This is a genomic window from Micromonospora sp. NPDC000089, assembly GCF_042899365.1.
Classification (GTDB): Bacteria; Actinomycetota; Actinomycetes; order Mycobacteriales; family Micromonosporaceae; genus Micromonospora.
Genome location: NZ_JBIAZT010000011.1, coordinates 178,353 through 197,707, shown reverse-complemented (window position 1 = coordinate 197,707; position 19,355 = coordinate 178,353). Strand labels below are relative to the sequence as shown.

The following is a 19,355-nucleotide window of genomic DNA, read 5'->3' as shown; positions in this document are numbered from 1 at the left end:
GCCGCCGCCAGGCGGCGAGAGTGGGATGGAGACGAACAGTGCCGGGAGTGCGCAACCTGACCCAGGTCGAGGCCACCGAGCGGGCGCGCCTGCTCGAGGTCACCGGGTACGACATCAGCCTTGACCTGTCCACCGCGGTGCAGGCCGAGGGCCGCACGTTCCGGTCGGTGACCGAGGTCCGGTTCCGCTGCTCCGAGCCGGGCGCCACCACCTTCATCGAGGCCGCCGCCGAGTCGGTGCGCTCGGCGACGCTCAACGGCGCCGAGGTCGACCTGGCCGACTGGTCGGCCGAGAAGGGCCTCACCCTGACCGGCCTCGCCGCGGAGAACACCCTGGTGGTGGACGCCGACTTCGGCTACTCCAACAGCGGGCAGGGGCTGCACCGCACGGTGGACCCGGTCGACGGGGAGACGTACCTCTACAGCCAGTTCGAGACGGCCGACGCGCAGCGGGTCTTCGCCTGCTTCGACCAGCCCGACCTGAAGAGCGTCTACACCTGGCACGCCACCGTCCCCGCGCACTGGCGGGTGGTGTCCAACATGCCGGTGCAGCGCGAGGAGCCTTCCGGCGAGGACCGCAAGACCATCCACTTCGTCCGCTCGGAGCGGATGAGCACCTACATCACCGCGCTCTGCGCCGGGCCGTACCACGAGGTGCGGTACGAGCACGACGGCATCGACCTCGGATACTTCTGCCGCGCGAGCATGGCCGCCCATCTCGACGCCGAGGATCTCAACCTGGTCACCAAGCAGGGCTTCGACTTCTTCCACGAGCAGTTCGGCGTCCGCTACCCGCTGCCCAAGTACGACCAGCTCTGGGTGCCGGACTTCAACGCCGGCGCGATGGAGAACTTCGGCTGCGTCACGCACGCCGAGTCGCACTACATCTTCCGCTCGCAGGTCACCGACTTCGAGTACGAGCAGCGGGCCAACACGATCCTGCACGAGCTGGCCCACATGTGGTTCGGTGACCTGGTCACCATGCGCTGGTGGAACGACCTGTGGCTGAACGAGTCGTTCGCCGAGTGGGCCAGCCACTGGTGCAACACCCACGCCACCCGGTTCTCCGAGGCCTGGACGACCTTCCTGTCGATCCGGAAGAACTGGGGCTACCGGCAGGACCAGCTCTCCTCCACCCACCCGGTCTACTGCGAGATGCCGGACCTGGAGGCGGTCGAGGTCAACTTCGACGGCATCACGTACGCCAAGGGCGCCAGCGTGCTCAAGCAGCTGGTGGCGTACGTCGGCGAGGAGCCGTTCCTGGCCGGGCTGCGGGCGTACTTCGGCAAGCACGCGTGGGGCAACGCCACCTTCGACGACCTGCTCTCCGAGCTGGAGGCGGCCTCCGGGCGGGAGCTGCGCAAGTTCGCCGCCCAGTGGCTGGAGACCGCGCAGGTCAACACGCTGCGCCCCGAGGTGACCATCGGCGACGACGGCGCGTACCAGCGGGTGCTGGTCCGGCAGGAGGCGCCGAGCGGCCACCCGACGCTGCGCACCCACCGGATCGGCGGGGGCCTGTACGACCTCGCCGACGGCCGGCTGACCCGGCGCGAGCGGATCGAGGTGGACGTGGCCGGCGAGCTGACCGAGCTGTCCGCGCTGCACGGCAAGCGCGCCGCCGACGTGCTGCTGCTCAACGACGACGACCTGACGTACACCAAGCTCCGCCTGGACGAGCGGTCGATGGCCACCGTGGTGCAGCACATCGCCGGCTTCGACTCGTCGCTGGCCCGGGCGCTGTGCTGGACCGCCGCCTGGGACATGACCCGGGATGCCGAGCTGCCGGCCCGTGACTACGTGGCGCTGGTGCTCGCCGGGCTGCCCGCCGAGACCGACATCAACCTGGTCACCGCCACCCTCCGACAGGCCACCACCGCGCTCACCTTCTACGTCGACCCGTCCTGGGCGCCGACCGGCTGGGCCGAGTTGGCCCGTACCGCCAGGGACGCGCTGGCGGCGGCCGAGCCGGGCAGCGGTTTCCAGCTCGCCTGGGCACGGGCGTTCAGCTCCGCGGCGCGCTCGGACGAGGACCTGGCGACGCTGCGCGGCTGGCTGGACGGCGCCGACGTGCCGACCGGGCTGACCGTCGACACCGAGCTGCGCTGGGCGATCCTGCAGTCGCTGGTCGCGAACGGGGCGGCCGGCGCCGCCGAGGTCGAGGCGGAGCTGGCCGGCGACCGCACCGCCAGCGGCGAGCGGGAAGCAGCGTACGCGCGCGCGCTGGTGCCCACCGCGGAGAACAAGGCCGCCGTCTGGGCCGAGCTGACCGGCCCGCAGGCGCTGCCGAACTGGCGCAACCGGGCGCTGCTGCAGGGCCTCACCCACCCGGCGCAGGTGGAGCTCACCGCGCCGTACCGGGAGCAGTACTTCGGCACGGTGTCCCAGGTCTGGGCGCAGCGCGACAGCGAGCCGGCGCAGGAGTTCGTCCAGCTGGCGTACCCGGCGTACCTGGTCGAGCAGGAGACCGTGGCGGCGACCGACGCGTGGCTGGCCGGTGGCGGGCAGCCGGCGTCGCTGCGCCGGCTGGTGGCCGAGGGCCGCGACGGCGTGGTGCGGGCCTTGAAGGCCCGCGAGCGGGACGCGCAGAGCGCCTGAGCGGCGCGGTACCCGGCCCGGGGCCGGCGTGGGTGGGAGCCCGCGCCGGCCCCGGGCCGTTATCGTGGGCGCAGGAGGTGGACGTGATGGCACAACCGGCGTTTGACTGGCCGCCACCGGCGCGGCCGTGGCGTGAGCAGGATCTGCTCGACCTGCCGGAGGACGGAAACCGCTACGAGATCATCGACGGGAGCCTGCACGTGACCCCACCCGCCGGGCCGGAGCACCACGAGCTGGCGGATGACATCCGGATGGCGCTTCGCCAGCACGCACCGGACGGTTGGCGGGTGATCCGCGAGACAGGGGTACGCGTTCCGAGCTGCAACCTGATTCCTGACGTGACCGTACTGAGGCCTGGCACCCCTCGAAGGCAGATGTGGGCCGAACCCGCCAACGTCGCCCTCGTCGTGGAAGTGGAGTCGCCGAACAGTCGCCGGCACGACAGGCTGACCAAGCCACCGCTCTACGCCGAGGCGGGTATCCCGCACTACTGGCGGGTCGAGCAGGGCGACTTCGGTCCGGTGGTCTACCGCTACACCCTCACCAAGGGCGTCCACTACAACCTGGTCGGCACGGTGGGGCCGGACGACCCGGTGCAGCTCGACGAGCCGTGGCCGATGCGCCTCGATCCGAGCGCCTGGCCCCGCTGACCGCAGCGCACGAGAAAGCCCGGCCCGCGGATCCGCGGGCCGGGCTTCGTCGTACGGGAAAGGGTCAGCCCTTGCCGGCGTGGCTGGCGAGCTGGTCGAGGCCCTGGATGATGCCGCCGGCCAGGTCGCCGCCGCCGAAGGACGCCACCATGCTGAGCGCGGCCAGCTTGGCGTAGGTGTCCGGGATGCGCTTGCGGGCGTAGCGGCCGGTGACCACCTCCAGCTGGCGCTGGTTGGGCGACACCGCGATCAGGACGGACTTGTCGGGCTCGGCGAGCTGGCGGTGCAGCCGCTCGGCGTGCTCCCGGATCGGCTCGTCGAGGCCACCCACGTAGACCGAGAAGACCAGGCCGGTGCCCTGGTCGGCCAGGCGCAGGGCCTCGTCGATGCGCAGCAGCTGACGGGTCGAGAACGGCCCGTCGAGCACGTCGGGCGGGGTGCCCGTCCCGGCCTCGGCCCGCTTCTCACCAACGGTCACTTGCGCCTCCGGTTCCACCGGCCGGCGCCTCGATGCCGGCCTGCTCGAGCTTGTGGCTGGTCAGCGCCGGCGCCTGCGCGCCCGCGGCCAGGGCGGTGCCGGCCGAGTCGGCCAGCTGCTCCGGGCGGCCCAGGAACCAGACCGGAGTGAAGTCGAAGGACCGGCCCGGCCGGTAGCGCTTCGCGCCGCCGCCGCTGCCGCGGTTGCCGGCGAACACCAGACCGGTGATCACCAGCAGCACGGCCGCCGGGATGCCGACGTAGATCAGCACAGTCTCGGTGACAGACAATCCCAACGCCCCCAGGCGGAAAGAGAGATCAGAGCATCCGGTGCGGGTGGACGGATCATGACGTCGACCCCCCGCCCCCACTACCATTCACGTTAGCGGAGTCGACGCCCCGCCAGATCGCGGGGTGCCGATCCCACCCGTCACCGCAGTCTTCCAGCTGCGCCGCCGTGGCCAGCAGCCGGGCGTCCGCGCCGTACCGACCGGTCAGCAGCACCCCGACGGGCAGGTCCGTCGCGGTCCGCCCGACCGGTAACGAGACGGACGGCTCTCCCGTGACGTTGAAGATGGCGCAGTACGGCGAGAACCGCCGCTGCCGGTCGAAGTCGGCCGCCGGGTCGCCGTCGGCGGTGAACCAGCCGACCGGCGCCTGCGGGGCGGCGAGGGTGGGGCACAGCAGCAGGTCGCAGTGGGCCGTGCGGCGGGCGCCGAGGCGTACCTGGGCCTGCAGCTCGCCGAGCGTGGTCAGCAGGGCGCCGGCCGAGACGGCCGCGCCCCGGTCCCGCAGCAGCCGGGTCAGCGGCAGCAGTCGGGTCTCCCGCTCGGCCGGCATCGGGGCGAGCGCGAGGACGTACCAGATGGTCTCGAATAGCGGCCACGCCGCCGGGCCGAGCGGCGGGTCGACCTCGACCACCTCGTGACCGGCGGCGGTGAGCAGCGCGGCGGCCCGGTCCACGGCGGCCACGCAGTCGGGGTGGACCGGCTCGTCGGCGAGCATCGGCGCGGTGAACCGACCGATCCGCAGCCGCCCGGGGTCGGCCCGCCGGGCGGCGGCCAGGTAGCCGCCGTCCGGAGCGGGTGGCGGCAGGTACGGCTCGCCCGGCACCGGGACGGCCATCGCGTCGAGCAGCGCGGCGACGTCGGCGACCGTACGCCCGATCGGGCCGTGGGTGGGCAGCCCGAACGCGCCGGAGCCGAGCGGCCCGCCGGAGACCACCCCCCGGCTCGGCTTGTAGCCGACCAGGCCGCAGAGCGATGCGGGGATGCGCAGCGAGCCGCCGCCGTCGGAGCCCTGGGCGACCGGCACCAGGCCGGTGGCGACCGCGGCGGCCGCGCCGCCGCTGGAACCGTCCGCGGTGTACGCCAGGTCCCACGGGTTGCGGGCGGGCGGCGCGACCAGCCCCTCGGAGTAGAGCGAGCAGCCCAGCTCGGAGGTGGTGGTCTTGCCCAGGCTGACCAGCCCGGCGGCGGTCATCAGCCGGACCACGTCGGCGTCGACCGGCGGCACGAAGTCGGCGAACGCCGCCGAACCGAAGGTGGTGCGCACCCCGGCGGTGAGCGTCAGGTCCTTGATCGCGGTCGGCACGCCGTGCAGCGGGCCGCGACCATCGGCCGGGGTGGCGTCGGCGGCCCGGGCGGCGGCCAGCGCCCGCTCGGGGGTGACCGTGACGAATGCGCCGACGGTGTCGCCGAGCGCGTCGACCCGGCGCAGGTGGTGCGCGACCAGCTCCACACTGGACAGCTCGCCGCGGGCAATCGCGGCGGCCTGCTCCAGCGCGGTCAGGTCGTGCGGCTCGGCCATGCCCGCCATCCTGCCGTGCCCGGCGGGCTCCCACCGCCCGCGACACGGGCGCGCCGGGTCAGATCAGGGTGCCGGGCGGGGCCGCCCACTCGGAGCGCGGACCGCCCACCTCCGCGAGCAGGTCGAAGTCGCGGTCGTAGTGCAGCACGGTGGCGGAGTACTCGGCGGCGGCCGCGGCGACGAGGACGTCGACCGGACTGGCGGCCCGATGGTGCCCCCTGGCGGTCAACGCCAGCTGCAGATCACGGGCCCGGGTGGCGACGGCGGGGCTGATCGGCAGGTCGACCATGAGCTCCGCCCGCCGGGCCCGGACGGTCATCGCGTCCCGGAAGTCCCGGGCGCTGCGCCCGTCCTCCAGATCGAGCGGAAGGCACGTCGCGGCGAGCCGTTCCTCGAGGATCGCCGCGACACGCTTGCGGACGACCGGCAGCCGCAGCCGTCCCCAGGCCGACGTGTCGATCAGGTAGAGGCCGACCGGAGGAGTCATGCGGCGTCCTGCTCGCCGCGTGGCGTCTTGTCGTCCTCCAGCAGGCCGGTCCAGTCGCGGTCGACGGAGAGCAGCTCGCGGACGGCCTCCATTCGTTCGCTGCGCTCGGCGACCAGCCGCAGCGCCGCGTGGATGGTGTCCTTCTTGGTCGTGGTGCCCAGCTCTCGACGGGCGCGCTCGAGCAGCTCGTCGTCCAGGTCGATGACGGTCTTCACCGGCCGAGTATATAACCGCGCCGCCTCTTTATATACCCGCGCCGACGACGGTCACATCGCGGTGCGGGCCGACCAGAGCTCGGGGAAGACCACCCGGGCCATGCTGCGCTGCAGCCAGGCCAGCCCGGCGGAGCCACCGCTGCCCACCTTGGCGCCCATGGTGCGCTGGACCGCCTTCACGTGGTTCCACCGCCAGTCGCCGAACCGCTCGGCCACCTCGGTCAGCGCCTCGCCGAGCAGCCGGAGGTGGTTGTCCGGCCCGTCGTCGCCGTAGACCTCCAGCCAGGCCGCCTCGACCAGCGGGTGCGAGGTGTGCTCGACCGACACGTCCCGGGCCAGCAGGTCGGCCGGAACGTCGTGGCCCTGCCGGGCGAGCAGGGCGATCACGTCGTCCCACAGGCTCGGCGCTGCCAACGTCGCGCGCAGGTCGTCGTAAACCTGGCCGTCGCGGCGGAACGGACGGATCAGGGACGGCTCCCGCAGCCCGAGCAGGAATTCCAGGTGCCGGTACATCGCCGACTGGAAGCCGGAGCCCTCGCCGAGCAGGTTGCGGAACCGGTTGAAGTCGGCCGGCGTCATCCAGCGCAGCCCGTGCCAGGCGGCGTTCAGGCCCTCCAGGTGCAGGGCCGCCCGGCGCAGCGGCGCGAGCGCCGCCCAGACCCGGTCGGCCCGCAGGTCCCGCTGGGCCTGCCGCAGCTCGTGGCAGGTCAGCCCGAAGTACAGCTCCATGATCTGGCTGACCATCAGGAAGGACATCTCGCCCGGATCGGAGCTGACCGGCTGCTGCAGCGAGTGCAGGGTGCTGGCGTGCACGTACGCGTCGTACGGCACCCGCTCGGCGAACTCCAGCGTCGGTTCGCCGCCGTTGCGGGCGGCCCGGGCGGCCCGCTGCCGCGGGGTCACCGGGCGCACCGCCGGGGTGGGCGCGGGCACCCGCAGGTCGGTCTGGTCCACCGTCTCGTCCCCCTCCGATCACGTTGACCACATGATCTCTCGCCGGAGGGGCGACCCGGAATGCCGATCCGACGGCGTCGGCAGGCGAGGACCTTCCACACGAAACCCGCTGAGGGCAACCGACCTTTCGCGGATAAGGTCGACGCGTGGACGACATGGACTGGGCGCTGCTGCGCGAACTGCAGGACGACGCCCGGCTGTCGTTCAGCGAGCTGTCCCGCCGGGTGCACCTGTCCCCGCCGGCGGTCGCCGAGCGGGTCCGCCGGCTGGAGGAGGCCGGCGTGATCACCGGGTACCACGCGCACGTCGACCTGACCCGGGCCGGCCGCACCGTGGTCGCGTTGATCCGGATGTCCTGTTACGGCGCGCGCTGCATCCTCAACGACCCCGAGGTGGCCGGCTGGCCGGAGATCATGGAGATCCACCGGATCACCGGCGACGCGTGCAGCATGCTCAAGGTCGCGGCCGGGTCGATCGGCGAGTTCGAGGCGGTCATCGACCGGCTCGCCCCGTACGGCCAGCCGTCCAGCACGATGGTGCTCTCCACCCCGCTGGACTGGCACCCGGTCGGGCAGCTCACCAGCCTGCCGGCCGGCCCGGACGCCCGCCGGCGCTGAGCGGGGCACTCCCCCGCGGCCCGCCGCAGCCGGTTTGCCCCCGGACCAACGGGAATGCAGGCCCGCACACCCGGCGCAGGATTCCGGCGAATCGTCGCCGGGAGGGGGGAATCATGCGGGGGCTCCACGCGTACCATCGTGCCTTTTCCGCCGCTCTGGCGATGTTCGCACTGGTCGGGGCGATGGTCCTGGCGGCGGCGACACCCGCCCGGGCCGGCGACAACGTCTTCGTCGAGGTCACGCCGAACAGCGTGCAGGCAGGCAGCCGGGTGACCGTCCGGGCCAGCTGCGACGGCGCCAACAACAAGCAGGCCGAGGTGCACTCCGACGCCTTCGGGCGGGTGATGCTGCGGCCGAACAACGGCTTCCTGACCGGGGCGGTGACCGTGCCCGGCAACAAGGAACCCGGGGACTACACCGTCGACCTGCGCTGCTCCAACGGCAACACGGCGTCCACCATGCTGACCGTGCTCAACATGGCGCAGCCCAGCAAGGGCCCGGCGACCGGTGGCGGCGGCACCGCCGGTGGCCGGGGGGTCGGCTCGCTGCTGCTGGTCGGCGGGCTGGCCGTGGTGGCCGTGGTGGCCGGGCTCGGCGTCTTCGGCCCAGGACGCCGTCGGGCCGCCGGCTCCTGACCGACCGTCCCGACATGACCCGCCGACGCGCCCGTACGCGCTCGGGTCGGGACCGGGTCCGGGCCGTGGCCCGGCTCGCGGCCCGCGCCGCCGGCCGCTTCCGCCGGGTGGCCGCCCAGGCCGTCACCGCCAGCGTGGTCACCACCGATCCGGTCGCGCACGCCCGTCCGGTCCGCCCGGTGCCGCCCCGGGCACTGGCCGGCGGCCGGTTCCGGAACCCGGGCGGGGCGGTGCTGGTGATCGGCACCCTGATGGTGCTGATCGTGGCGATGCTCGGGGTGCAGCGGGTAACCGGCCTGAGTGTCCTGCCCGACCGGTTCGTCGCCGGGCTGCGGCCGCCGCCGAAGAAGTTTCCGGTGCTGCCGGGCAGCCCACCGACCCGGATCGCGATCTCCTCGATCGACCTGCAGGCTCCGGTGCACCACGTCGGCATCGCCCCGGACGGCAGCATCGCCGTCCCGGACCTCGGCCACGCCCAGGAGGCCGGCTGGTACGACCAGGGCCCCACCCCCGGCCAGTACGGCCCGGCGGTGATCGTCGGGCACGTGGACACCAGCACCGGCCCGGCGGTCTTCCACGGGCTCAAGGAGCTGCGCGTCGGGGACACGGTCGAGGTGACCCGGGAGGACCACCGGGTGGCCGTCTTCCAGGTGGACCAGGTCGAGCGGTACGGCAAGGAGCGGCTGCCGGCCGACGAGATCTTCGGCGACTTCAGCCGCCCGAACCTGCGGCTGATCACCTGCGGCGGGCGGTGGGTGGGCGGCCGGACCGGCTACGCCGACAACGTCGTGGTGTACGCGTCGCTGGTGCGGGCGCGCGACGGGTGAGGATGCGACCGGCACCCCCGATCGCCCCGGCCGGGCGGCCTCCGTCAGGCCGCCGCCTCGGGCTCCCGCAGGTCGAGCCAGTCCGCCCAGCGCGGGTCGGGGGCCCGGTGGCCGAGCACCCGCCAGGCATTGCCCTTCGGTGCGGCAGGCGGGCTGTGTAGCCGCCAGCCCAGCTCGGCCGGGGTCTTGTCGCCCTTGGTGTGGTTGCACCGGGCGCAGGCGGCGACCACGTTCTCCCAGGCGTGCCGGCCGCCCCGGCTGCGCGGGAAGACGTGGTCGATGGTCTCGGCCGGGCCGCGGCAGTAGGCGCAGCGCCAACCGTCCCGGGCGAAGATCGCCCGGCGGGACAGACCGACGTGGGTGCGGTAGGGCACCCGGACGAACCGGGTCAGCCGGACCACCGAGGGGACCGCGAGCGCGTTGCGGGCGCTGTGCAGGATGCCGTCGCCGTCGGCCACGCAGACGGCCTTGGCGGAGAGCACGAGGATGGCGGCGCGGCGCACCGACACGACACACAGCGGCTCGTAGGTGGCGTTGAGAACCAGCGCGCTGGAGCCCACCGTGGGTCGTATGTCAGGCATCGTGCTCACCCTCCCGGTCCAGCCGCTCCCACCGCTGGCAACGTCGGCCGGACCCGCCCAGCGGGAAGCACGACCGACGCCGGCGGGACCACCGACGTCCGTTGGGCCCATCGTCCCTGATAAGGCCCCGGATTGCACGTACTAATCGGGGGGTCCCTCGTGAAGCTTTCTCCGGCCGGGGGAAGATGTCCGGTTACCAGTCGGTGATCATGGGACGTCGGGCCGACCGGGCGTACGGAGGGTCGCCGCCGGCGGGCCCCGCCCGGTGCGGTACGAAGGCAGGATGAGCGTCGCCAGCCTGCTGCCCCTCGCCGAGCCGATCACCGACCCCACCCCGTCGCAGGGTTGCCTGGACGACTCGCTCTGCAAGACGATGCTGGACGCCACCGGTTCGGTCTGGTTCGCCGAGGGCAGCTACTGGATCCTGCTCAAGCCGCTGCGGGTGCTGCTGATCCTGCTGCTGGCGGTGGTCGCCCGCTGGGCGCTGCACCGGACGATCAACCGGCTGGTGCGCACCACCTCCCGCGGCGCGGTGCCCACCCTGCTGCGCCCGCTGCGCGAACGGATCCCGTCGGCCACCCTGGACGCGGAGGGGTTCGTACCGGAGCGGCGGCGGCAGCGGGCCGAGGCGATCGGCTCGGTGCTGCGCAGCGTGGTCACCGCCTTCGTCTTCGGCATCGCGCTGCTGATGATCCTGCGCGAGTTCAGCTTCGACCTGGCGCCGCTGCTGGCCAGCGCCGGGATCGTCGGCGTGGCGCTCGGCTTCGGCGCGCAGAGCCTGGTCAAGGACCTGATCGCCGGCCTGTTCATGCTGATCGAGGACCAGTACGGGGTCGGCGACACGGTGGACCTGGGCGAGGCGACCGGGGTGGTGGAGGCGGTCGGGCTGCGGGTCACCACCGTCCGGGACGGGCGCGGGGTGCTCTGGTACATCCGCAACGGCGAGATCATCCGGGTGGGAAACAAGAGCCAGGGCTGGGCCCTGGTCGTGGTGGATCTGCCGATCGGCTTCGCCGGCACCGAGGAGGCGAACGCCGTCCTGCGGACCGCTGCGGCCTCGGTGGCGATGGACCCGGACCTGGCCGCCGAGATCGTCGAACCGCCCGAGGTGCTCGGCGTGGAGCAGATGACCGTCGACGGCGCGGTGATCCGCACGATCGTCAAGACCACCGCCGACGGCCAGTTCGCGGTCGGCCGGGAACTGCGCCGGCGGCTCGCCGAGGCGCTGGAGAATTCCGGCATCACCGCCCGGATCGCCGCCGGCCGGCTCTATCCCGGGCTGCCGCCGACCGGTCCGGAGTCCCGCCCCGGCCCGGGCTCGGCCGGCTGACCGGCGGGTGACGTCCCGGCCACGACAACCCGAAATCCGGGGGTCGCGGGCCGCACGACCCCTCGGGTATCGTCCGTTCGTTCAGTCGGAGATGCGACCATCGATCCGTTCGCCCTAGCCAGTTCTCAGACTATCGGGCAGAATCCGGTGCACGGTGCACAAGCCGGAGCGTGATCGAGTCCTCGCTGGTCCGTGGATCTGACGATGGGTGCCCCGCCGGGCCGTCACGAGCGGCCGGCGCGGGGGCGCGATGGAGGCGACGGTGTCCGAGCGGACCTCCCCGGAGCGACAGGCGACCTTCCGTGAGGTGCTGGGCGAGCGGGAGTTCAGCGCCGTCCTGACGGCGAACGCGTTCTCCTGGGTCGGTGACTACGTCGCCCGGGCCGCGGTCACCGTGCTCGTCTACCAGGAGACCGAGGGATCGGTCGCGCTCTCCGCCGCGGCCTTCGCGGTGAGCTACCTGCCCTGGCTGGTCGGCGGCCCGGTGCTCGCGGCGCTCGCCGAGCGGCACCGCTACCGGCGGGTCATGGTGCTGTGCGACCTGGCCCGGATGGCGTTGATGGCGGTGATCGCCATTCCCGGCATCCCGGTCTGGGCCATCCTCGCCCTGCTCTTCGCCAGCACCCTGGCCAACCCGCCCAGTCAGGCCGCCCGGTCGGCGCTGCAGGCGACCATCCTCACCGGCGACCGGCTGGTGCTGGGGCTGTCGCTCAGCGCCAGCGTCAGCCAGGTCGCGCAGGTCGTCGGCTACCTGGCCGGCGCGATGATGGCGGTCTACGACCCGGCCCTGGCCCTGCTGCTCAACGCGGTGACCTTCGGCCTGTCGGCGTTGCTGATCCGGTTCGGCGTCCGGGACCGGGAGCCGGCGATGACCGCGGCGCACCGCAGCCACCTGCTGCGGGAGACCGGAGAGGGCTTCCGGATCGTCTTCGGCACCCCGGTGCTGCGCGCGATCGCCGTGCTGGTGTTCAGCGTGATGCTCTTCTCGATCGTGCCCGAGGGGCTCGCCGCCGCCTGGGCGAAGGAGAGCTCCGGCGCGGGCGCCGACGCCGGGGTCGCCCAGGCGCTGATCATGGCGGCCAATCCGGCCGGCTTCATCCTCGGCGGGCTGCTGATCGGTCGGGTGTTCGGCCCGACCCGCCGGCTCACGCTGATGCGACCGCTGGCCGTGCTGGCGCCGCTGGTCCTGGTCCCGGCGCTGCTGGACCCGCCGCCGGTGGTGGTGGCGCTGCTCGGGGCGGCCTGCGGGTTCACCGTCGCCGGGATGCTGCCCACCGCCAACGGCCTGTTCGTGCGGGCCCTACCGAACGCGTACCGGGCTCGGGCGTTCGGGGTGATGGCCACCGGCATGCAGGTGATCCAGGGCGGCGCGGTGCTGATCACCGGGTTGCTCGCCGACCGGTTCTCGGTGCCCGTGGTGGTCGGGGTGTGGAGCGCCGCGGGCGTGCTGTTGATGCTGGCCACGGCCCTGCCCTGGCCGGACCGCGCCACCGTCGACGCGGCGGTGGACGCGGCCGAACGGGCCAACGCGACGGTGCCGGCGCAGGACCGCGGGCACCTCGCCGGCGGAGCGCGGGCCCGCTCCGGCCAGCCGGGCCGGCACAGCCACGCTGTGACGTGAGCCGCAGGCGCGTACCGGCCGGCCCGTGGGGGCACCTGGCAGGATGGAACGGTGAATCCCGCAGCTGAGTCCGACCGGCCCGGTGCGTCGACCACCCTCTTCGAGGCGGTCGGTGGTGAGCCGACCTTCCGCAAGCTGGTCGACGAGTTCTACTCCGGCGTCGCCACCGATCCGCTGCTGCGACCGATGTACCCGGAGGAGGATCTCGGCCCGGCCGCCGACCGGCTGACGCTCTTCCTGATGCAGTACTGGGGCGGCCCGAACACCTACTCCGCCAGCCGCGGGCACCCCCGCCTGCGGATGCGCCACGCGCCGTTCCGGATCGGCCCGGCCGAGCGGGACGCCTGGCTGCACCACATGCGCCGGGCCGTCGACCGGCTGGGCCTGCCGCCGGAGATCGCCGACCCGCTCTGGGACTACCTCGAGCGGGCGGCGTACTTCATGGTCAACGCGATGGACGAGCCCGGCGAAGGGTGAGGGCGGGCCCGGCCCCGCGGGGGCCGGGCACCGACGCGCGCTACAGCAGCGCGCCCTCGTCGTGCAGCCAGTCGACGAACGTGGTGGCCACCGCGGCGCCGCAGTCGAGCATCTCGACCAGCAGCGCATCGTGCGTGCCGGCGCCGAGCGGCACCTGCAGCTCGGCGTAGATGGGCAGCTGGCCGCGCTCGGTCGGGTCGCCGATGTAGGCCTTGCAGAACCGGCGGGTGTGGTTCCACTCGTTGACCACGCGATAGGCGCGGTCCGCCCAGTCCGGCGGGACCGTCGCGTGTGGACGTGCCCGCATCACCAGGATCTCGTCCTCCGGACCCTCCAGGGTGACCAGCACCGCGTGCCGCTCCCACATGGCCAGCAGGTTGCCGTCGCCGTCGGCCAGGTACCGCACGTCGAGCAGGTCCAACGCGTCACAGACCCGACGCAGGGTGACCGGCTCGACGGCGACCGGCATGTCCGCTATCGCGGGCCGGTCGCCGGCCGGGGCGTCGTCCCCCGGCTGCCGCGGGGCCGGTGGTCCGACCCGGACGGTGTCCACTGTGATCCCGCTTCGGGTTTCCGGGTCGCCGCCTGCGGCGGGACCAGGGCGCCATGACCACCACGGCATCGCTCGCGCACCTCACTCCCCAGCGGATCCAGCCGCCTACGGTGTGTTGGATCCGAGGATGGACGGTACCCGGACAGCCGGGTTGAAGCACCCCCCCAACGGCAGCCCCGGGCCAGAAGAACGACCTCGGGTCATCCTTTCGGGTGATCCTTGGTCGGCCGGATCGCGAGTTCCGAGACGGTGCGCGACCATGCCGCTCCATAAGGTCCGACCAGCCCGACCCACCGTCCGGCCGACCGCACCTGCACGTCGCCTCCGGCCGCGCCGCTCCCTGACCCGTCCCCGCCGACCGCCGGGCCGGCCGGCGCCGATCCGGCAGCCCCCGGGCCGGCAGCCGCCGGTCGCGTGGGCGGCGGGCCGGCGAAGCCCATCCGGACGATCGCCTGGACCAGCCGCTGGGTCACCTCGACCGGCTCGCCGGGCGGGTCGTCCGGCCTGACCGTGACCGCCACGTGGTCCAGCAGCGCGTCGCGGAGCACCCGCTGCCCCACCGCCCGGCCGGCGACCCCCTCGGCGGCCGCGGTGCGCAGGGTGCCGGCCGCCGCCTCGGCGACCTGCCACAGCTGCGCCGCCGGGATCAGCTCCAGCCGCCGGCTCGCCATGGGCGGCAGCGGCCAGCGCCAGTCCGCGTCCCGGCGGGGCGGCAGCGCCCCGCCGGCCGGCGCCAGCCGCGCCAGCAGGTCGGCCGCGCCGACCGTGACGTCGACCGGGGCGAGGCCGGTCACCGTGCGGACCACCAGCACGTCCCACGGCAGCCGGGCCCAGAGGGCGGTACGGCCGGCACCGTCGACCGGCCGCAGCCGGACCACGGCGCCCGGGTCGAACCGGGCCACCCGGGCCAGGAAGGCGCCCGCGTCGGCGAGCCCGGTCAGCCCGTGCCCGGTCACGGGCGGCACCCCGCTCACGCCGCCGCGCCCGGCGCCCAGGTGCGCAGGAAGGCACGCTCATCGTCGCTCAACCGGCGGGGCGCCTGGCGGGTCAGGTCGAACGGCACCAGCACCGAGCGGGCCCGGCTGGCCAGCACGTCGCCGTCGTACAGCTCGTAGTCGACGGTGAACGAGGCGGCCCGGATCTCGGAGATCCACAGCTCGATGCGCACGGTCGGGGCCGCCTCGGCGGTGGCCCGACCGAGCGCGTAGTCGACCGGGCGCAGGTAGTCGACCTCGTGCCGGCGGATGACCACCCCGTCGGCGAACGAGCCCACTCCCCACGCCCGGCCGCCGGCGAACATCAACGCCACCCGGGCCTCCTCGTACAGCGTGAGGAAGCGGGCGTTGTTGACGTGGCCGTACGCGTCCAGGTCGGACCAGCGCAGCGCGCAGTGGTAGACGAAGCGATCAGTCACGGGTGAGCTTGCGGTACGTCACCCGGTGCGGACGGGCCGCCTCGGCGCCGAGCCGGTCGATCTTGTTCTTCTCGTACGCCTCGAAGTTGCCCTCGAACCAGAACCACTTCGACGGCTCCTCCTCGGTGCCCTCCCAGGCCAGGATGTGCGTGGCCACCCGGTCGAGGAACATCCGGTCGTGGGAGATGACCACGGCGCAGCCCGGGAACTCCAGCAGCGCGTTCTCCAGGCTGGAGAGGGTCTCCACGTCCAGGTCGTTGGTCGGCTCGTCGAGCAGGATGACGTTGCCGCCGAGCTTCAGGGTCAGCGCCAGGTTGAGCCGGTTGCGCTCGCCGCCGGAGAGCACCTTGGTCGGCTTCTGCTGGTCCGGCCCCTTGAAGCCGAACGCGGCGATGTACGCCCGGGACGGCATCTCGACCTTGCCCACCATGAGGTGGTCCAGCCCGTCCGAGACGACCTCCCAGACGGTCTTGTCGCCGTCCAGGCCCTGCCGGTTCTGGTCGACGTACGACAGGGAGACCGTCGGGCCGACCTTCACGTCGCCGCCGGTCGGCTGCTCCAGCCCGACGATGGTCTTGAACAGGGTGGTCTTGCCGACGCCGTTCGGGCCGATGATGCCGACGATGCCGTTGCGCGGCAGCGAGAAGGACAGGTCGTCGATCAGGATCCGCTCGCCGAAGCCCTTGGTCAGGTCGTGCGCCTCGATGACGGTGCTGCCCAGGCGCGGGCCCGGCGGGATCTGGATCTCCTCGAAGTCCAGCTTGCGGGTCTTCTCCGCCTCGGCGGCCATCTCGTCGTACCGGTCCAGCCGGGCCTTGGACTTGGTCTGCCGGGCCTTGGCGTTGGAGCGGACCCACTCCAGCTCGTCGGAGAGGCGCTTCTTCATCTTGGCGTCGCGGCGACCCTCGACGGAGAGCCGGGCGGCCTTCTTCTCCAGGTAGGTGGAGTAGTTGCCCTCGTACGGGTAGGCCCGGCCGCGGTCCAGCTCGAGGATCCAGTTCGCCACGTTGTCCAGGAAGTACCGGTCGTGGGTGATCGCCATGACGGTGCCGGCGTACTTGGCCAGGTGCTGCTCCAGCCACTGCACGCTCTCCGCGTCCAGGTGGTTGGTGGGCTCGTCGAGCAGCAGCAGGTCGGGCGCCTCCAGCAGCAGCTTGCACAGCGCCACCCGGCGCCGCTCGCCACCGGAGAGCTTGGTGACGTCGGCGTCCGGCGGGGGGCAGCGCAGCGCGTCCATGGCCAGCTCGAGCTTGGAGTCGATGTCCCAGGCGTCGGCGTTGTCCAGCTCCTCCTGCAGCCGGCCCATCTCCTCCATCAGCTCGTCGGAGTAGTCGGTCGCCATCTGCTCGGCGATGGCGTTGAAGCGGTCCAGCTTCGTCTTGATCTCCGCGACCGCCTCCTCGACGTTGCCGAGGACGGTCTTGCTGTCGTTGAGCGGGGGCTCCTGGGCGAGCATGCCGACGGTGAAGCCGGGCATCAGCCGGGCCTCGCCGTTGCTCGGCTGGTCCCACCCTGCCATGATCTTGAGGAGGCTGGACTTGCCGGCGCCGTTCGGGCCGACCACACCGATCTTTGCCCCCGGCAGGAAGCTCAGCGTCACGTTGTCGAGCACGACCTTGTCGCCGTGCGCCTTGCGCGCCTTTTCCAGGACGTAGATGTACTGGGCCACGGTGCGGGCTACCTCCGTCGGGTTGCTGTCGCGAGCTGGTGGGCGCGGGCCGCGAGTCCGGCCGGCCGCCGCCGGCCGGGAGCCGGCCGCGCGCACGCCGCCGTCAATCCTGACAGGTACGGCCGGCTCCGCCCGCATCACCCCGCCCCAGCAGTACGCCCGGCGCGCCTCGTTGCGAACAACGGTATCACCGCTTAGTTTGATCGGTATGACCAAGAAGATCGCGATCAGCCTTCCCGATGATGTTGCGGAGCGACTGGCCAGGGAACCGAATGTCTCTGCCTTCATCGCCGAAAGCGTGCGTCGAGTCATGGCGGGCGAGACCACCAGGCAGACGCTGCGGAGTGTCGGCTTCGCCCTCACCGACGCCGGCCTGGCCGAGGCGGGCCGCAAGCTCGACGAGGCACAGGCCCGGATCACACCGGAGCTGCGCGCCGAGGCGGCAGCCCTGCTGAGCGAGTCCTCCCGCGGACGGCTGGCGATCGGTGGCTGAGGCGGGCCTGATACTGGACACCGGTTGCCTACTGGCCTACTCGAACGGCACCGAGGCGGTCGGGGAGCAGATCGCCAAGGTGGCGGACAAGGGGCAGTCGGTGATCATCCCGGCGCTGTGCCTGGCTACGGCATACCGCCAGGTGAGCACCGACGGCTGGCCGCTCCTGGACATCCTCGGCGATCTGGAACATGTGGTCGTCAGGCCGGTGGAGCACGACATGTGCATGTTCCTCGGCGGCTGGTCGCGGGGACTGGCAAGTATGGATCTGGCGCAGGCAGCGCTGGAGGCGGCGCGTGCGACCACCCCACTCATGACGGATCGGCGGGAGTTGCTGGGTGAGGTGCTGCCCAAGGAGTGGCCGATCATCGACCTGTAGAGCAGGCGATGTCGACAAGGTCACCGACGAGGTTCCGGTCGCCGTGGGACGGGTAGGGAACTGCGGCACGGGGCATCAGACGCCGCAGCTACGCTCAGTACGCTCATCGCGGTGGACCCGTCAGCACCCGGAGGTGGCCGATCGTGACCGTCCGTAGCTCCTTTGTCGTTGTGGCGAACCGATTGCCGGTCGACGAGGTGAGCACACCCGAGGGACGGCAGTGGCGACGCAGCCCAGGCGGGCTGGTCACCGCGCTGCACCCCGTCCTCGCCGAGCACCGGGGCACCTGGGTCGGCTGGGCCGGCGGCACCGGGCCGGCGCCCGAGCCGTTCGACCTGGAGGGCATCCGCCTGCACCCGGTGCCGTTGAGCGCCGAGGAGCTGGAGCGCTACTACGAGGGCCAGTCCAACGCGACGATCTGGCCGCTCTACCACGACGCGGTGGAGACCCCGGCCTACAAGCGCCGCTGGCGCGAGGCGTACCGGCTGGTCAACGCCCGGTTCGCGGAGGCCGCGGCGGACGTCGCGGCCGAGGGCGCGACAGTCTGGGTGCAGGACTACCAGCTGCAGCTGGTGCCGGCGATGCTGCGTGAGCTGCGGCCGGATCTGAAGATCGGCTTCTTCCTGCACATCCCGTTCCCGCCGATCGAGCTGTTCATGCAGATGCCGTTCCGCACCGAACTGCTGCGCGGGCTGCTCGGCGCCGACCTGGTCGGCTTCCAGCAGCGGCTGGCCGCGCAGAACTTCGTCCGGCTTGCCCGGCACCTGCTCGGCCTGCGCTACGAGGGCCAGATGATCCAGGTGGACGGTCGCCAGGTGAAGGCGGGCGCCTTCCCGATCTCGATCGACACCAAGGAGATGGAGCGGCTGGCCGAGGATCCGTCGATCCTGGCCCGGGCCAAGCAGATCCGCGAGGAGCTGGGCAACCCGAAGACGATCATCCTGGGCGTGGACCGGCTGGACTACACCAAGGGCATCGAGCTCCGGCTCAAGGCCTTCCGCGAACTGCTCGCTGACGGAAAGTTGACAGTTCCGGACGCGGTTATGGTGCAGGTCGCCACCCCGAGCCGCGAGCGCGTGGAGCACTACCAGGCACTTCGCGTCAAGGTGGAGCGCGAGGTTGGTCGGATTAATGGCGAATTCGGACGGGTCGGCGTGCCGGCGGTGCATTATCTGCATCAGTCGTACAGTCGCTCGGAACTCGCCGCGATGTACGTCGCGGCCGACGTGATGATGGTGACCCCCCTGCGAGACGGAATGAATCTGGTGGCCAAGGAGTACGTGGCATCGCGCGCCGACCAGGGCGGCGCGCTCGTGCTCAGTGAGTTCGCCGGCGCCGCCACCGAGCTGCGCCAGGCGTTTTTGTGTAACCCGCACGACCCCGACGCGGTCAAGGACGCCCTGCTGCGGGCCGTCCACGTGGAGAAGCCGGAGGCCCGCCGCCGCATGCGGATAATGCAACGTCACCTGCGCACCCACGACGTGGGGCACTGGGCGAAGTCCTTCCTCAGCGAGCTCGGCACGCCCGGAACGGAGTCGTCCGAGTGAGCGCGAGGAGTGAGCCGGTCCTGCGA

Annotated in this window: 22 protein-coding genes; 11 read left to right on the top strand and 11 right to left on the bottom strand. The window is 72.5% G+C overall.

From position 1 onward, the window contains the following. Window positions 1-47 precede the first annotated feature (47 nt). The gene (pepN, locus tag ACFY3U_RS21165) at window positions 48-2,594 is read left to right on the top strand and encodes an aminopeptidase N (protein ID WP_387204164.1); all 2,547 of its coding nucleotides are present in this window, start codon (window positions 48-50) and stop codon (window positions 2,592-2,594) included. An 86-nt stretch (window positions 2,595-2,680) separates the two neighbouring features. Then, window positions 2,681-3,244: a Uma2 family endonuclease gene (locus ACFY3U_RS21160; RefSeq protein ID WP_387204161.1), complete on the top strand. Its 564-nt coding sequence runs from the start codon at window positions 2,681-2,683 to the stop codon at window positions 3,242-3,244. A gap of 64 nt (window positions 3,245-3,308) precedes the next feature. On the opposite strand, the gene ACFY3U_RS21155 is transcribed toward ACFY3U_RS21160, so the two are convergent. From ACFY3U_RS21155 to ACFY3U_RS21130, 6 genes are all read right to left on the bottom strand, one after another. Continuing rightward, window positions 3,309-3,722 (bottom strand): DUF5130 family protein, encoded by a 414-nt coding sequence (locus tag ACFY3U_RS21155; RefSeq protein WP_387204158.1) that lies wholly within the window; start codon window positions 3,720-3,722, stop codon window positions 3,309-3,311. Then, window positions 3,709-3,993 carry a hypothetical protein gene (locus ACFY3U_RS21150; protein ID WP_387204272.1) on the bottom strand — a complete coding sequence of 95 codons (285 nt, stop codon included), beginning with the start codon at window positions 3,991-3,993 and terminating at the stop codon, window positions 3,709-3,711. Before ACFY3U_RS21150 ends, ACFY3U_RS21155 begins: the two co-directional genes overlap by 14 nt. A 73-nt stretch (window positions 3,994-4,066) precedes the next feature. Then, on the bottom strand, window positions 4,067-5,530 hold the full coding sequence (locus tag ACFY3U_RS21145; RefSeq protein ID WP_387204155.1) for an amidase: 1,464 nt from the start codon (window positions 5,528-5,530) through the stop codon (window positions 4,067-4,069). A 58-nt stretch (window positions 5,531-5,588) separates the two neighbouring features. Further along, window positions 5,589-6,017 carry a PIN domain-containing protein gene (locus tag ACFY3U_RS21140; RefSeq protein WP_387204152.1) on the bottom strand — a complete coding sequence of 143 codons (429 nt, stop codon included), beginning with the start codon at window positions 6,015-6,017 and terminating at the stop codon, window positions 5,589-5,591. Further along, window positions 6,014-6,232 carry a type II toxin-antitoxin system VapB family antitoxin gene (locus tag ACFY3U_RS21135; RefSeq protein ID WP_387204149.1) on the bottom strand — a complete coding sequence of 73 codons (219 nt, stop codon included), beginning with the start codon at window positions 6,230-6,232 and terminating at the stop codon, window positions 6,014-6,016. The genes ACFY3U_RS21140 and ACFY3U_RS21135 overlap by 4 nt, the downstream gene beginning before the upstream one ends. A 51-nt stretch (window positions 6,233-6,283) precedes the next feature. After that, complete coding sequence (locus ACFY3U_RS21130) at window positions 6,284-7,186, bottom strand: tryptophan 2,3-dioxygenase (RefSeq protein WP_387204147.1); 903 nt, start codon at window positions 7,184-7,186, stop codon at window positions 6,284-6,286. A 146-nt stretch (window positions 7,187-7,332) separates the two neighbouring features. On the opposite strand from ACFY3U_RS21130, the gene ACFY3U_RS21125 reads away from it, so the two are divergent. The 3 genes from ACFY3U_RS21125 (at window position 7,333) to ACFY3U_RS21115 (ending at window position 9,265) form a co-directional block, all read left to right on the top strand. Then, window positions 7,333-7,803 (top strand): Lrp/AsnC family transcriptional regulator, encoded by a 471-nt coding sequence (locus ACFY3U_RS21125; protein ID WP_387204144.1) that lies wholly within the window; start codon window positions 7,333-7,335, stop codon window positions 7,801-7,803. Between the two features lie 161 nt (window positions 7,804-7,964). After that, window positions 7,965-8,438, top strand: coding sequence for a hypothetical protein (locus ACFY3U_RS21120; RefSeq protein WP_387204141.1), 474 nt, complete (start codon window positions 7,965-7,967; stop codon window positions 8,436-8,438). Between the two features lie 14 nt (window positions 8,439-8,452). Further along, entirely contained in the window at window positions 8,453-9,265 is an 813-nt protein-coding gene (locus ACFY3U_RS21115; protein WP_387204138.1) for a class F sortase, read from the top strand. A gap of 44 nt (window positions 9,266-9,309) precedes the next feature. On the opposite strand, the gene ACFY3U_RS21110 is transcribed toward ACFY3U_RS21115, so the two are convergent. Next, window positions 9,310-9,846, bottom strand: coding sequence for an HNH endonuclease (locus tag ACFY3U_RS21110; RefSeq protein ID WP_387204135.1), 537 nt, complete (start codon window positions 9,844-9,846; stop codon window positions 9,310-9,312). Window positions 9,847-10,129: 283 nt separating this feature from the next. Here ACFY3U_RS21110 and ACFY3U_RS21105 point away from each other — a divergent pair, with 283 nt between their 5' ends. The 3 genes from ACFY3U_RS21105 (at window position 10,130) to ACFY3U_RS21095 (ending at window position 13,274) form a co-directional block, all read left to right on the top strand. Then, window positions 10,130-11,176 (top strand): mechanosensitive ion channel family protein, encoded by a 1,047-nt coding sequence (locus tag ACFY3U_RS21105; RefSeq protein ID WP_387204132.1) that lies wholly within the window; start codon window positions 10,130-10,132, stop codon window positions 11,174-11,176. A 250-nt stretch (window positions 11,177-11,426) separates the two neighbouring features. Then, window positions 11,427-12,797, top strand: a complete 1,371-nt coding sequence (locus ACFY3U_RS21100; protein ID WP_387204129.1) for an MFS transporter — start codon at window positions 11,427-11,429, stop codon at window positions 12,795-12,797. Between the two features lie 51 nt (window positions 12,798-12,848). Next, window positions 12,849-13,274, top strand: a complete 426-nt coding sequence (locus ACFY3U_RS21095) for a globin (protein WP_387204126.1) — start codon at window positions 12,849-12,851, stop codon at window positions 13,272-13,274. Between the two features lie 40 nt (window positions 13,275-13,314). Here the strand turns inward: ACFY3U_RS21095 and ACFY3U_RS21090 are convergent, their stop codons facing one another. The 4 genes from ACFY3U_RS21090 to ettA all read right to left on the bottom strand — a co-directional run bounded on the left by ACFY3U_RS21090 (window position 13,315) and on the right by ettA (window position 16,910). Then, window positions 13,315-13,896 (bottom strand): YbjN domain-containing protein, encoded by a 582-nt coding sequence (locus tag ACFY3U_RS21090; protein WP_387204123.1) that lies wholly within the window; start codon window positions 13,894-13,896, stop codon window positions 13,315-13,317. A 131-nt stretch (window positions 13,897-14,027) separates the two neighbouring features. Further along, entirely contained in the window at window positions 14,028-14,783 is a 756-nt protein-coding gene (locus ACFY3U_RS21085) for a hypothetical protein (RefSeq protein WP_387204120.1), read from the bottom strand. Between the two features lie 14 nt (window positions 14,784-14,797). Then, on the bottom strand, window positions 14,798-15,241 hold the full coding sequence (locus ACFY3U_RS21080) for an acyl-CoA thioesterase (protein WP_387204117.1): 444 nt from the start codon (window positions 15,239-15,241) through the stop codon (window positions 14,798-14,800). After that, window positions 15,234-16,910, bottom strand: coding sequence for an energy-dependent translational throttle protein EttA (ettA, locus tag ACFY3U_RS21075; RefSeq protein WP_387204114.1), 1,677 nt, complete (start codon window positions 16,908-16,910; stop codon window positions 15,234-15,236). Before ettA ends, ACFY3U_RS21080 begins: the two co-directional genes overlap by 8 nt. A 208-nt stretch (window positions 16,911-17,118) precedes the next feature. Between ettA and ACFY3U_RS21070 the strand changes: the two genes are divergently transcribed. From ACFY3U_RS21070 to ACFY3U_RS21060, 3 genes are all read left to right on the top strand, one after another. Then, window positions 17,119-17,403, top strand: coding sequence for a hypothetical protein (locus ACFY3U_RS21070; RefSeq protein WP_387204111.1), 285 nt, complete (start codon window positions 17,119-17,121; stop codon window positions 17,401-17,403). Continuing rightward, a complete protein-coding gene (locus ACFY3U_RS21065) occupies window positions 17,396-17,782 on the top strand; it encodes a hypothetical protein (RefSeq protein WP_387204108.1) in 387 nt (128 codons plus the stop codon). The genes ACFY3U_RS21070 and ACFY3U_RS21065 overlap by 8 nt, the downstream gene beginning before the upstream one ends. A gap of 143 nt (window positions 17,783-17,925) precedes the next feature. Continuing rightward, window positions 17,926-19,329, top strand: coding sequence for a trehalose-6-phosphate synthase (locus tag ACFY3U_RS21060; protein WP_387204105.1), 1,404 nt, complete (start codon window positions 17,926-17,928; stop codon window positions 19,327-19,329). Window positions 19,330-19,355: the final 26 nt, after the last annotated feature.